Annotated in this window: 12 protein-coding genes and 1 pseudogene; 9 read left to right on the plus strand and 4 right to left on the minus strand. The window is 46.5% G+C overall.

The window, feature by feature from the left end; all coding sequences use genetic code 11:
* The first annotated feature begins 67 nt into the window (after positions 1-67).
* The 5 genes and pseudogenes from AAX10_RS02485 to AAX10_RS02505 all read left to right on the plus strand — a co-directional run bounded on the left by AAX10_RS02485 (position 68) and on the right by AAX10_RS02505 (position 4,047).
* On the plus strand, positions 68-1,078 hold the full coding sequence (locus AAX10_RS02485; RefSeq protein ID WP_046699737.1) for an ABC transporter substrate-binding protein: 1,011 nt from the start codon (positions 68-70) through the stop codon (positions 1,076-1,078).
* Positions 1,079-1,245: 167 nt separating this feature from the next.
* Positions 1,246-2,154 (plus strand): ABC transporter permease, encoded by a 909-nt coding sequence (locus AAX10_RS02490; protein WP_046697912.1) that lies wholly within the window; start codon positions 1,246-1,248, stop codon positions 2,152-2,154.
* Between the two features lie 25 nt (positions 2,155-2,179).
* Entirely contained in the window at positions 2,180-2,974 is a 795-nt protein-coding gene (locus AAX10_RS02495; protein WP_046699738.1) for an ABC transporter ATP-binding protein, read from the plus strand.
* Between the two features lie 21 nt (positions 2,975-2,995).
* A complete protein-coding gene (locus tag AAX10_RS02500; protein WP_036364537.1) occupies positions 2,996-3,274 on the plus strand; it encodes a hypothetical protein in 279 nt (92 codons plus the stop codon).
* A gap of 97 nt (positions 3,275-3,371) precedes the next feature.
* Positions 3,372-4,047, plus strand: a pseudogene (locus AAX10_RS02505) (formyltetrahydrofolate deformylase).
* Positions 4,048-4,118: 71 nt separating this feature from the next.
* Here the strand turns inward: AAX10_RS02505 and AAX10_RS02510 are convergent.
* On the minus strand, positions 4,119-4,673 hold the full coding sequence (locus AAX10_RS02510) for a carboxymuconolactone decarboxylase family protein (RefSeq protein ID WP_046699739.1): 555 nt from the start codon (positions 4,671-4,673) through the stop codon (positions 4,119-4,121).
* A gap of 270 nt (positions 4,674-4,943) precedes the next feature.
* Between AAX10_RS02510 and clpB the strand changes: the two genes are divergently transcribed.
* Positions 4,944-7,517: an ATP-dependent chaperone ClpB gene (clpB, locus tag AAX10_RS02515; RefSeq protein WP_046699740.1), complete on the plus strand. Its 2,574-nt coding sequence runs from the start codon at positions 4,944-4,946 to the stop codon at positions 7,515-7,517.
* Between the two features lie 45 nt (positions 7,518-7,562).
* Here clpB and AAX10_RS02520 read toward each other — a convergent pair whose 3' ends face one another.
* The gene (locus AAX10_RS02520) at positions 7,563-8,321 is read right to left on the minus strand and encodes a glutaminyl-peptide cyclotransferase (protein WP_046699741.1); all 759 of its coding nucleotides are present in this window, start codon (positions 8,319-8,321) and stop codon (positions 7,563-7,565) included.
* A gap of 161 nt (positions 8,322-8,482) precedes the next feature.
* On the opposite strand from AAX10_RS02520, the gene AAX10_RS02525 reads away from it, so the two are divergent.
* Positions 8,483-8,785 carry a hypothetical protein gene (locus tag AAX10_RS02525; protein ID WP_046699742.1) on the plus strand — a complete coding sequence of 101 codons (303 nt, stop codon included), beginning with the start codon at positions 8,483-8,485 and terminating at the stop codon, positions 8,783-8,785.
* A gap of 157 nt (positions 8,786-8,942) precedes the next feature.
* Positions 8,943-9,446, plus strand: coding sequence for a pyridoxamine 5'-phosphate oxidase family protein (locus AAX10_RS02530; RefSeq protein WP_046699743.1), 504 nt, complete (start codon positions 8,943-8,945; stop codon positions 9,444-9,446).
* Between the two features lie 125 nt (positions 9,447-9,571).
* On the opposite strand, the gene AAX10_RS02535 is transcribed toward AAX10_RS02530, so the two are convergent.
* Positions 9,572-10,855 carry an esterase-like activity of phytase family protein gene (locus AAX10_RS02535; protein ID WP_080946999.1) on the minus strand — a complete coding sequence of 428 codons (1,284 nt, stop codon included), beginning with the start codon at positions 10,853-10,855 and terminating at the stop codon, positions 9,572-9,574.
* Positions 10,856-10,999: 144 nt separating this feature from the next.
* Here AAX10_RS02535 and AAX10_RS02540 point away from each other — a divergent pair, with 144 nt between their 5' ends.
* Positions 11,000-11,740 (plus strand): UTRA domain-containing protein, encoded by a 741-nt coding sequence (locus AAX10_RS02540; RefSeq protein ID WP_046699744.1) that lies wholly within the window; start codon positions 11,000-11,002, stop codon positions 11,738-11,740.
* 55 nt (positions 11,741-11,795) lie between these two features.
* Here AAX10_RS02540 and AAX10_RS02545 read toward each other — a convergent pair whose 3' ends face one another.
* Entirely contained in the window at positions 11,796-13,775 is a 1,980-nt protein-coding gene (locus AAX10_RS02545) for a TRAP transporter permease (protein ID WP_046699745.1), read from the minus strand.
* Between the last annotated feature and the right edge of the window lie 64 nt (positions 13,776-13,839).

Consider the following 13,839-nt stretch of genomic DNA (forward strand, 5'->3'; position numbering starts at 1 on the left):
GATATTTTGTTTATCATGAATCACTTTTTGGTTAACAGCCCAAGTGGGCAAAGCTATGGAGATGAAGATGTTCAACCCAAATCGTATTAATGGATTTTCTAAATTATTGGGCGTAACTTTATTAAGTGCGGCATTGTTTGGCTGCGGTAATGATGACAAGGCAGCTGCACCTGATGCCAAAGCAGATGCAAAAACTGTCGCCATTACTGCCATTGTTGAACATCCTGCCTTAGATGCGGTGCGTCAAGGTGCCATCGAAGAGCTTGGTGCGGCAGGTTATAAAGAAGGTGAGAACCTAACCATCAACTTCCAATCAGCCCAAGGTAACATGGCAACAGCAGGTCAGATCGCTAAGCAGTTCGTTGCGGATAATCCCGATGCCATCATTGCCATCGCTACACCATCAGCGCAAGCAGTTGTATCAGGCACGAGCGACATTCCTGTGATTTTCTCAGCGGTGACAGAGCCAGTTGAAGCCAAGCTTGTGCCAAAACTAGACGGTTCTGGCACGAACGTAACTGGCGCGTCAGACGTATTGCCACTTGAGCCACAAGTTGATCTGATCAAAGAACTACTGCCTAACGTTAAGAACATCGGCTTTGTATATAGCCCAGGTGAAGTCAACTCAACCGTAACTCTTAAAAACCTAAAAGCCATCACAAGCAATCAAGGCATTAACATCGTTGAAGCACCTGCCCAAAAATCAAGCGACGTCGCCATGGCAACCCAAAGTCTGGTGGGTAAAGTTGATGTGATCTACACCTCAACTGACAATAACGTCATCACCGCTTATGAAGCATTGGCTCAAGTTGCCAAAGAAGCTAAGATTCCACTTTTGTCATCTGAGCCAAGCACGGTTGAGCGTGGTGCTGCTGTGGCGCTGGGCGTAAACTATCTAGACCTAGGGCGTGAGACAGGTAAAATCACAGCGCGCATCCTAAAAGGTGAAAAAGCAGGCGACATCCCTGTATATGCAGCCCAAAAGCTAGATCTGTTCGTTAGCAAAAAATACGCAGCTGAACAAGGCGTCACCGTGCCACAATCTATCATTGATCGCGCGCAGAAAGTTGTTGAATAATATTTTTGTATGACGATGCGTGACATGATAGACAAGTCATTCGTGCATCTAATAAATTTAACATACAAAAATATGTCGTAAAATGGTAAAATATTGCACGTTTTTTAAAGAACACACGCCCGAAGACGCTCGTGGTGTGTGTTTTTATTTAGTTTAGGGGCGTTTTTATGTCGATGATTGCCTTTTTTGGGGCGTTAGAAAGTGGCTTGATTTATGCGCTGATGGCGCTTGGCGTGCTGATTTCTTTTCGAATTTTGGATTTTCCAGATTTGACCGCTGACGGCAGCTTTCCTTTGGGCGGCGCGGTGGCAGCGCTTGCCATCGTCTCGGGCATCAATCCTTGGATGGCTTGTATCCTAGGGATGTTTGCCGGTGCGGCAGCGGGAACAGTCACGGCATTATTAAACGTCAAATTAGGCATTTTGCATCTGTTGTCGGGCATCCTTGTGATGACGGCATTGTATTCGGTGAATTTGCGCATCATGGGCGCGCCAAACCTATCGCTCTTGGGTGAGCCGACCGTATTTGCGCCGTTCATCCAAGGCAGTAATGGCGTGTGGGTGCGAGTGCTTGTGGCGCTGGGTGTGGTGGTGATTGCTAAGCTGTTCTTGGATTGGTTCTTTAGCACCCAGACAGGTCTTGCCATGCGCGCCACAGGTTCTAACACCAAGATGGCACAAGCGCAAGGCATTAACACCTCATGGATGATCGTGCTTGGTATCGCGATCAGTAATGGCCTGATTGCGCTGTCGGGTGCGTTATTCGTACAGACTCAAGGCGGTGCCGATGTGTCGATTGGTATTGGTACGATCGTCATTGGTCTGGCTGCGGTCATCATTGGTGAGACTGTACTGACCGCGAAGCGTACTTTTTGGATTACCTTAGCAGTGATAATTGGTGCAGTGCTTTATAAGCTGTTCATTCAGATTGCATTATCTAGCCAGACACTGCGTAGCATTGGCTTTGGGCCACAAGATTTGAACCTTGTCACGGCATTGCTTGTGGTGATTGTGCTCATGTTGCCTAAGTTTCGTGCCAGACTGTTTGCAAAATTTGGCAAAAAATCAATCCAATAAATGAATGTTAACGGAGAAAATTCTTATGATGCAAGCAAGTGACTTACGTTTAACGTTCAATAAAGGCACACCGATTGAGAACCCAGCTTTGCGCGGTATTAGTTTAAACATCGCTGAGGGCGAGTTTGTGACCGTCATCGGCACCAACGGTGCAGGTAAATCCACCTTCTTAAATGCTGTGAGCGGGGCGATTCGCCCTGATAGTGGTTCTGTGGTGATCGATGGTGTTGATGTGACCAATCGACCAACACATAAGCGCAGCCATCTGGTTGCAAGAGTGTTCCAGGATCCAATGGCGGGTACGTGTGAAGCACTAACCATCGAAGAGAATATGGCGCTTGCCTTCAAACGTGGTAATCCTCGCACCCTAAAAGGCGCGCTAAATGGTCAGAACCGTGATATTTTCCGCGAAAAATTATCCGTGCTAAAGCTCGGTCTTGAGAATCGTCTGACCGACCGCATGGGCTTGTTATCAGGTGGTCAGCGTCAAGCGGTGAGCCTGCTAATGGCAAGCCTACAGCCTTCGAAGATTCTTCTTTTGGATGAGCACACCGCTGCACTTGACCCAAAGACAGCGGCTTTCGTGCTTGATTTGACTGATAAGATCGTCAATGACAACAAACTAACCACGATGATGGTAACTCACTCCATGCAACAGGCGCTGACTCATGGTACGCGCACAGTCATGCTGCACCAAGGTCAGGTCGTGCTTGACGTCTCAGGTGAAGAGCGTCGCGGCATGACGGTTCAGGATCTATTGGATATGTTTGAGCGCACGCGTGGTGAGAAAGTGGCGGATGATGCGCTATTGTTAGGATAAGCGAGCGATAAAAGGATTTTTATGAATAAGCGTTTTGCCAATGTGCTGTCTTTGACTTTGTTCTTTATTGGCGTGATGGCGATTGCAATTAGCATCACCCAGAATAATGGCTATGCCTATCATGCGTTCGCGCTGTGCGGGGTGCTGTCGGTGCTGGCTGATTTTATCAGCATCAAGACAGGTAATAAAATGGTGAATGCTAACCAAGGTCAAAAACGCTTCGTGCTAATCTTTCAGGCATTAGTGTGGGCGATCGGCTTGGCGCTGGTTTATCATTTTGAGCTTTTTCATCCGCACTGAGCGTGAAATGTGATGAGATTTTTCCAAGGATTAGGTTTGGTATTTGCCAAACCTAATTTTATTTTTATGATTAACATAGCCAAAAAATAGAGTAATTATGACGAATTGTTTTGAATGTGATGACAATCTCGTGCGTCTGTTGGTGACTTGTCAGGATCGTTCTGGCATCGTGCAGGCGGTATCGGGATTTTTGTATCATCATGGGGCGAATATCGTTTCATTGGATTAGCACACGACCGAAGCTTGTGGCGGTAAATATTTCATGCTTGTAGAGTTTCATTTAGAAGATTTGGCAAATAAAAAAGCCACATTGTCTTAGACTTTCGTGCGCACTGTCGCTGCGCCTTCCTATCAATAAAGACGACAAAGAATCAGCCTATGATAAGATCACTGAGGTGATGCAGGGTAATGATCTTTTGGTCTTGGCGCGTTATATGCAGATCCTAAGCTCAAAATTCGTCGATACTTGGGCGGGTAGAGTGATTAATATTCATCATTCGTTCTTACCTGCCTTTGTGGGCGCCAATCCAGATAAGCAAGCATTTGATAAAGGGGTGAAGCTCATCGGTGCTACCGCGCGCTATGTGACGAGCGAACTGGATAAAGGCCCCATCATTGAGCAGGGCGTGCAGCGTGTGAGCCATGCTTATAGTGTGCCTGAGCTTCGTGAGATCGGGCGTGATATCGAGCGTGATGTATTGGCGCGCGCTATCAGATGGCATCTAGAAGATCACATCATCGTCGATGGTAATAAGACTGTCGTATTCGACTAAAAGTACACAAAAAATAAACCTGCCAATGAGCAGGTTTATTTTTTAGTTAAATGTATTGATAAATCAATGAATTAACGGTTTGGGCCAAAAGCGGCCAGCTCTGGGTTGATGTCGGTCTTAGCAACGGTGTTAGCGTAGTTGCACAGGGTAGACAGTGCCACGCCCATGATGACATCTAGGACATTTTGGTCATTGTAGCCGGCTGATTTAAAGGCTTCTAGCTCTTCGTCAGAGACTTGACCACGTTTGTCGATAAGTTGCATGGTGAACTGGGCTAGGGCTTGGTATTTGGCGTTTTCGTCAATATTGGTGCGAGTACGCAGAGCTTCTACGACCTCAGGCGACATTTGTAGGCGAACTTCGGCGATCTTGGTGTGTCCTGCCACACAAAAATCACAGCCGTTATGAACAGCAGCGGTGATTTGGATGACTTCAATCTCTTCGTCAGTCAGCGAGTTTTTGCTGTTTAGTTTACTCACTTCTTGATACATTTCAAGGGCTTGCGGTGAGTTGGCAAGTACGCCGATAAGATTTGGAATAAAGCCGTTGGCTTTTTGTACCGCTTCAACACGCTCTTTGGCTTTTTCGGGGGCGGTATCAACGGTATGTAGGGCTAGACGAGTCATGTAGTTCTCCTAATTCATTGCTTCTTAACTTTGGCAGAAGCAATTCATGTTTTGAGTTGAGTTAAAGTAACAAAACCTATATGGGAATGGGTGTAAAAATTACAAGGGATTTTTAAAAATTTATAAATTTATATAAAAATCAATAGTTTATAGAAATTTTATGGTTTAGATAATTTTTTGTTATTGAAAATTTTGCATTTGTCAAGCATATATTTGACAAGCGGGAAAAACTTTTCCCAAATGCAAAAAATAAACGACAAAAGGTAAAACATGAATTTTGATAAACTCACCCAAAAAGCGCAAAAAACTCTGCAATCCGCCCAATCCCTAGCGGTGGGGCGTGATAATACAGCGATTTTTGCCATGCACGTATTGTCCGTCATGCTCCAAGATGAGAGCAATGTCACCATGCTAAGCCAAGCAGGGGCGGACATCAACAGGCTAAATCATGACACCGCCAAAAAATTAGACGATTTGGCGACCTTATCCACGCCCACAGGTCAAGCGAATCTTGCTCCTGATTTGGCACAGGTGCTAAACCTTGCCGATAAATTCGCCACCAAGGCAGGCGACAGCTTTGTGCCAAGCGAATGGGTGCTGTTCGCCCTAAGTCAGACAGGCGACACCAAAAAAGTCTTGACAGATGCAGGCGTAGATACCCAAAAATTACAAGCTATCATTAATCATATCCGTGGGGGAGATACCGTGAACACTCAAAATGCCGAAGACACCAGACACGCCCTAGAAAAATACACCGTCAATCTCACCGATAGAGCCCGTGACGGCAAACTTGACCCTGTCATCGGGCGGGACGATGAGATTCGCCGTACCGTGCAAGTTTTGTCAAGACGCACCAAAAACAACCCCGTTTTGATAGGCGAACCAGGGGTGGGTAAAACCGCCATTGTCGAAGGCTTGGCAAGCCGTATCGTCAATGGCGAAGTACCTGAAAGCCTAAAAAATAAAGAAGTGCTATCGCTTGACATGGGTTCGCTCATCGCAGGGGCGAAATATCATGGCGAGTTTGAAGAGCGTCTAAAAGGCGTGCTAAATGACCTTGCCAAACAAGACGGCAACATTATCCTATTTATTGACGAGCTACACACCATGGTGGGGGCAGGCAAGACCAGTGGGGCAATGGACGCAGGCAATATGCTAAAACCTGCCCTAGCCCGTGGCGAGTTACGCTGTGTGGGGGCGACAACCCTTGATGAATACCGCCAATACATTGAAAAAGACCCTGCCTTGGAGAGACGTTTTCAAAAGGTGCTGGTGGACGAGCCAAGCGTAGAGGATACCATTGCTATTTTGCGTGGGCTAAAAGAACGGTATGAGCTACATCACGGGGTCAAAATCCTTGATAGTGCCATCATCGCCGCCGCCAAAATGTCGCACCGCTACATCACTGACCGTAAGCTCCCTGATAAGGCGATTGATTTGATTGATGAAGCAGCGTCTCGCATAAAAATGGAGCTTGACAGCAAGCCTGAAAGTCTTGACAAGCTTGAAAGACGTATCATTCAATTAAAAATGCAGTTAGAAACTGTCAAAAAAGAAGACGATACAGGTAGCCTTGCACAGGTTAAGCAGTTGCAAACCCAAATTGACGAATTAACCAAAGAATACAATGACTTAGAAGAGATTTGGAAAAGCGAGAAAGCCCTAGTAGAAGGCACCAAGCACGCCCAAATTGAGCTTGATAAGGCACGCATTGCCCTAGAAAAAGCCCAACGTGAGAGCAACTGGGAGCAGGCAGGGCGTTTGCAATATGAGATTATTCCTAATTTGCAAAAACAGCTTGCCGATGAACAGCATGATGACACAGGCACGCCAAAGCTCCTAAGAAATAAGGTAACGGACAATGAGATTGCCGAAGTGGTGTCGCACGCCACAGGCATTCCTGTTGCCAAGATGCTCCAAGGCGAGCGTGATAAGATGCTTGGCATGGAGACGATTTTGCATGAGCGTGTGGTCGGTCAAGACGAAGCGGTCAAATCGGTTGCCAATGCCGTCCGCCGTAGCCGTGCAGGGCTGTCCGACCCCAACCGCCCAAGTGGCTCGTTCCTATTTTTAGGTCCGACAGGCGTGGGTAAAACCGAGCTTACCAAATCGCTTGCCAATTTCTTGTTTGATGACGAGACGGCCATGGTACGAATTGACATGAGCGAGTTTATGGAAAAGCACAGCGTGAGTCGTCTGGTGGGAGCTCCCCCCGGCTATGTTGGCTATGAAGAAGGGGGTGTTTTGACCGAAGCGGTTCGCCGTAAGCCGTATAGCGTGGTGCTATTTGACGAAGTAGAAAAAGCTCACCCTGATGTGTTTAATATCCTACTACAAGTCTTAGATGACGGGCGTTTGACCGACTCTCAGGGGCGTGTGGTGGACTTTAAAAACACCGTGATTATCATGACATCAAACCTTGGCAGTCATAAAATCTTTGACATGGCAGGGGGCGAGTACGAAGAGATAAAATCGGCGGTCATGGAGTCGGTGAACGCTCATTTTCGCCCCGAGTTTATCAACCGTATTGATGAGATCGTGGTCTTTCATCCGCTTGGGCAGTCGCAAATGGCAGGCATTGCGTCCATTCAGCTTGACCGCCTAAGAGCCAGACTAAAAGAGCGTGAGCTTGTTCTTGTCTTATCAGACGAAGCGATGAATGAGCTGGTGTCGGTGGGGTACGACCCTGTGTTTGGGGCAAGACCGCTCAAACGTGCCATTGTCCAAGAGATTGAAAATCCCCTTGCCCAAAAACTCCTAGCAGGTGAGTTTGTCGCAGGCGATACCATTTCGGTGGGGGTAGAAAATGGGGTATTGACGTTTGATAAGCTACGGTTAAATTAATCAACCTAACCAAAAAAGCAGACTTCACGGTCTGCTTTTTATTGGCTAATCAAGTGTCACTTCAAATATTATCGGGTAAAATTTCCCTGTGACATAGAAGCGATTACCCTCAATGTGGGCGATTCCGTTGAGCACGTCCATGTTTTGACGGTCGTGGTCGCTGATGTCGGCATTCGCCAATAGGTTGCTAACATCATAAAATTTAACGACTTTACCAGTATTAGGGTCGATCTTGGCGATCAGATTGCTTTGCCAGATATTGGCATAGATAAAGCCGTTGGCAAATTCAAGCTCGTTTAATTGCTCGATGTTCGCGCCTTGATGGCGGACGTTGATGCGTGATTTTATTTTAAAGGTTTTGGCGTCTCGTACTGTGATCATTGATGAGCCATTTGACATATAGATAATGTCTTGATCAGCGCGATAGGCGAGCCCCCAGCCCTCGCCCCCGTAATAGGCGGTATCTACGATGGCAAAATCATCAGCATCTCGTAAAAAAGCGACGTTCTCTCGCCAAGTTAATTGCCAAATCCCATAAGGGGTCTGCGTGATGCCTTCGCCAAAAAATGCCCGCGGCAGAGTGTCCTTGATGGTGTATTCGCCTGTTTTGACATTCAGAATGCCAATGCTGGACCGCCCATACAGCCCTGTCGCCAAGACTGCCCGATCATCGCCCATGTATTCAAACCCTTGCGTGAAGGCGGTCGGATCGCTTGGGTGTGTCTGTATTAATGTCAGCGAATGGGCGGCGCAAATGCTAAATATTAAGCTTAGAATTAAAATGGTGAAGTAAATTTTTGGCATGAGAATGGAGGTGGGATGTTTTTGGATAGTGTAGTGTATCTTTGATGTTTTCCCAACACTCCATCATAAAATGACTGAAAAAACCCAGCAAAAATACTTAACCGCTACATTAAAATACCTTATAATTATTGCTAGATATGTAACATTTAAAGGGGTGTGCGATGATTTATCTGATTTCTTTGGTGGTTTATGCGATTGTATTGACGGCGGGAATGTACATCGTAAGAAAGCATCCCTATCAGGTTGAGCGTTTGCTCGGGCGCATTTGTCTTGTTGGTTTTGTTTTACAGCTGCTGGTCAATTATGTGTTCTGGGGACAGGCAGCGAACTTTAACCCACTGTCTGGCTTTGTTAGCCCTGAGCGCAGTGCGGTGAATTTGATGTATTTGGCGCTGATCAGTATTTTTTGTTATGCAGCGCTGCTTGCTTTGTTGTTTAAGGCGAATGATTTTTATAATGACTGAATTGGCGTTTAGCCTTCAAAGTCTATTTTGGAGAGTTACAAACCAATACCAAACTTCACATAAAATTACACTAATTGACTGCTGCTTTTGATAAAGTGGATTTAGCGTGAATGATGCGCTGTACCAATCACAACTTTAACTCAAAAAGGGATTAAGTATGACCAATCAAAATCGCAACGAGCAATTAAAAACAATCAATGACATGGTAAAAGATGTGAAATTTGCCATGCTAACCACAGTAACTTCAGAGGGTCATTTGCACGCTTGCCCAATGACGACCAGCGATTTTAATTTAGAAACAAAGGAAATTTGGTTTATTGGTGATGCTAGAACCGAAACCGTTAAGGACATAAAAAATAACCCACAGGTCAACCTTGCCTATACATCAAATAATGCCAAGGATTATCTGTCAATTAATGGTAAAGCCCAGTTGATTAATGATCCTGTTAAGTTAGAAGAACTTTGGTCTGCGGTTTACAATGCATTTTTTGAAAACGGCAAAGAGGATAAGAATGTTCAATTGATTAAAGTTATTCCTAATGGCGCTCAATATTGGCTAAGTGGAAACGCCATTGTAAATATGTTCAAGATGACCGCAGCGGCAGTTGGCGGTGAAAAAATTGCTGATAGTTTGGGTGAAAATAGCTCAATTGAATTTTAATCGTAAGAGAAATACAAATTAAAAAACCACTCATTTTTGAGTGGTTTTTGTTGTTATTTTCCTAGTTTTAGAAGCTCTGGTACGTGCAGCAGTATGAGCTCGTTGTCATCAGCGACGTTGGGCGATCAGCTGCTTGAGAAGGGTAGGTTGTTGTCATTGCCAACGACGATATGCTCGCCATCGACGATGTCCACATTCTCGATGGTGAAGAATGGAAATTGGAAGCGACCTTGGCTGTGTGGTGTCTTGGCGATGCTGTTGGGATCTTTGATGTCTAATAAATCAATATAGCCTAATTTTTGGACGAAATTACCTGCATTAGTATCGTTGAATTTGATCAGATACACTCGCTTGAATTTGGGTAATTTGTCAAAGCAAGTCGTCTTGTCCGCGCCATCCTTGCAAGCGTACTCAATGACGCCTTCACCATCGTCACGCTCGATGACTAAGGCGCGCTCATCGTCAATCATGTTAAAATCACCAATGGCATGAGCGGCATCTTCTAGTGGGTAATACCACACCTTATCCGTCCACGACTGCGCCTGTGTGTCGAATTGTAGAATGTTCAGATATGGCTTTCCGTCTTTACTCTGGTATTCTTGACTTGCTGAGTCCCATAGCACGCCTTCGAGCATTGGGTATAGATATCTGCCATCGTTTGCCATGCCTTCATAGCCTTTGGAGCGCTTGACATTAAAGCTAACGGTGTCCTTTGGAGTGTTAGGCGTACGAACACTGTGATGGTCTGGCGAGATTAATGGTGTGTCGCCAAGCTTACTTTCAAACACTCCAAGCACTTTGCCTGTTAGATCCGCTTTAATCAGATAAGGGCCGAATTCATCACCAATCCATAAGGTATCGCCGATAATCTGAAAACTCTCTGGGTCAAAGTCAGCACCCGTCAAATAGCGACTCTGAGTGGTCTCGTTAGTGATGTGAAACGGGACTTTTTTGTCGAGGTCATGCAAGAAGATGGTTTGTTTTTTGTGGAATTGACCATCATTAAAATCAATGTCGTATTGTGACAAATGCAGCATAAAATCAGGCGAATTGGCTTTTGAGCCAGCACCATTATCCGTTAAAATCCAAAAAGTCCCATCTGGCATACGCTGAATGCCTGAATGACCTTGGATGGGCTGATCATCAAAAGGAAGGGCGACACCTGTCGGACGACCGGCGGATTTACCCATGATTGAGCCAAGCGCTTCGGTACGTGTAGCGGTGGTGTGTTTGCCGCTGTATCTGAGCGAATTGGGTGCATCTTTTGGTGCTTGTACGAAAGTTTGCGCAGGTTGTATGGCATGACCCGCCAAGATGGCTGGGACTTTGACTGTGGTGTCGGCATGAGCGAACGCGCTGCCAAGTAGCATTAAAGGAAGTAAACTGCGAGCAAATTTAAATCGATTCATAAAAAACCCATAATAAAAAGAAGGTGGCAAGATTATAAAAAGACAATGTGACCAAAATATGACCTAAGTTCTCAAACTTGCGCTAAATTCATTGAATAACCCAAAGGCTTTTAGTATGATGTATATTTTAAGCAGTAGATAATCATGACCGCCAAAACACCCGCTTATCTTCGCATCAAACAGGACATTCTGACCAGAATCCACGCAGGGGAGTGGGTTGTCGGCTCAGCCATCCCAACAGAGATGGTGCTGACGAAGGAGTTTGGTGTGGCGCGCATGACGGTGAATCGCGCCTTAAAGGAGCTGACTGATGAGCGAGTGCTTGAGCGTCGCCAAGGTTCAGGGACGTTCGTCGCGCAGCAAAAATTCAACCGAGCCTATGTCAATATCCGTAACATCGCTCATGACATTGAGCAGCAGGGCAAACGTTATACCGCCAAAGTCCTTTCTAAATCCATCATCTGCCATGCTGACATAGAATCCCACCTAAGATCGGCATTATTAAATGAATTTGCACTTATCTCCGATGGCTTGGATGGCGATCAGCCGGCAATCTTCGAGGTAAAGGTTCTACACTTAGCGGATGATACGCCTGTGCAGTATGAGGAGCGCTGGGTGAATGCTGAGCTTTTGCCTGAGTTTATTGAGCAGGATTTTAGTCAGGTGAACACGAGTGAATTTCTGATTGCTAATTTGCCGCTGGAATATGGCAGCTATACCATCAGTGCTGTCAATGCTGATGATCAGGTAGCGGCTGCTCTACAGATCCAGTCACATGATGCGGTGCTATTACTAGGTCGTAAGACGCACTCGCGTGGGCAGGTCGCTACGGTTGCGCAGCTGTGGCACGCAGGCGATCAGCATCAGTTTAGTGGGATGTTGTGATGATACTAAACAAAAGGCCAAACTTCTTAGTTTGGCTTTTTTGTTTTTATGCTGGTTAAGCGATTGCGCGTTTTGACATTTTGATATTCAGGCCAATCATCAGCACAACCACGACGACACCAATAAGGTCAGTCATGGTCTCAGGAATGATTAGGCAGAATGCACCTGCAGCCAGTACGATGCGCTGCCATGATGGCATATTGGTCTTAAAATAGCCTTCAACAGCGGCTGATAACGCCAATACACCAACGATCGAGGTCGCGGCCACAGTGGCAATGACGTGCCATGCAGGCATTGCAAATTCTTTGGCAGTAACTGCTGCGTCTGCCACATCGATCATCATCATGTTGGGGTTATACACGAACATGAATGGCACGATGAAGCCTGCTAGCGCAAGTTTCAATGACTGCCAACCTGTCTTCATCGGGTCGCCACCCGAGATGCCCGCACCTGCAAAGGCTGCCAGAGCGACAGGCGGAGTGATGTTAGCAAAGATGCCAAAGTAGAACACAAACATGTGAGCCACCAACACAGGCACATCAAAGCTTGCCAAAGCTGGCGCCGCCATCGTTGCAGTGATGATATAGGCAGGAATTGACGGTAGACCCATGCCAAGCACCATTGAGGCAAGCATGGTCAATAGCAATGTCAAAAATAGCGAACCTGCGCCCAGAGTTACGATCGATGATGTCATCACCGTGCCAAAGCTAGTTAGGTTAACCACACCAATAACGATGCCGACCACCGCACAGGCCGCCATGACAGACAGCGATTGTTTTGCGCCATCTACGAGTGCCGCCACGATGTCGGACAACCCCATGCGCGTCTCAGGGCGAAGCCAGCTGATGACAACCGTTGCGCCGATCGTGTAGGCAGCAGCATAGCCAACAGGCACATTGTTCGCCAGTAAATACACCAAAAAGGCGATAGGCAGCAGCATGTGACCGCGAGCTTTTAGCACTTCTTTGGCGCGTGGTAAGTCAGCTTTTGGGACGCCGCGCAGGTTGTTTTTACCTGCTCGAAAATGCACCTGAGCGATGACACCTAGATAATAAAGCAGTGCAGGTAGTACCGCCGCCAAGGCGATGGTGCTGTATTTGACACCTGTGGTCTCTGCCATGATGAAGGCAGCTGCGCCCATGATTGGCGGTAGGATCTGCCCGCCGACGGAAGCACTGGCCTCAACCGCGCCAGCAAAGTCCTTGCTATAGCCCACGCGCTTCATCAGCGGAATGGTGAATGCACCTGTACCGACAACGTTAGCAACCGCAGCGCCATTGATTGAGCCCATGAAGCCACTTGAGATGACCGCGACTTTTGCAGGACCGCCTTGCTTATGACCTGCCAAAGCAAGTGCCAAGTCATTAAACAGCTGCCCCATGCCAGAACGTGCTAAGAAAGCGCCGAACAAGATAAACAGAAAAATAAAAGTCACGGAGGCGCCGATGGCGGTCGAGTACAGACCTTCGGTTTTTAGGTATAATTGCCCAAAAATATCACCCAGATCATACGGTCTGGTCAGCAGTCGATTGGGCATAAAGTCCATGTGACTGACAAATGGATATGCCAAGAATATCAGTGCAAATGCCGGCAGAATCCAGCCGGTGATGCGTCTTGCGCTCTCTAATACGACAAGCACCGTGATGGCTGAGAATATAATGTCAAGCTGATTCGGTATGCCACCGCGCACGGTGACGATGTCTTGATATTGCCAAATCAAATAACCTGCCGTTGAAAATGATGCGATGAGCCACACCCAATCGATAAGCGTGACTTTATTACGCACTGATTTTTTGGTGGCAGGATAGATAAGAAAAATCAGACCCACGCCCACAGCGACGTGAACAGAGCGCTGAATCAGCTCAGGCAGGGGGTTAAAAGTGATATAAAGGTGAAAAATAGAATAAGCGATGGCGATGGCGGCGATGATGTAATTGGTGGTCTTGCTAAGACCATTACGCGTGACCGATTCACGATCGTATTTTTCTAGAATTTCTTGTGCATTCGCCTCAGGCGATGGCGTGTTGTTACTCATAAATAAAATCCAGTGACTGACTTACAATGCCATAAACTTGGCGTGATAAATGCTTGCCGATCAA

Source organism: Moraxella bovoculi (assembly GCF_000988745.2).
Classification (GTDB): domain Bacteria; phylum Pseudomonadota; class Gammaproteobacteria; order Pseudomonadales; family Moraxellaceae; genus Moraxella; species Moraxella bovoculi.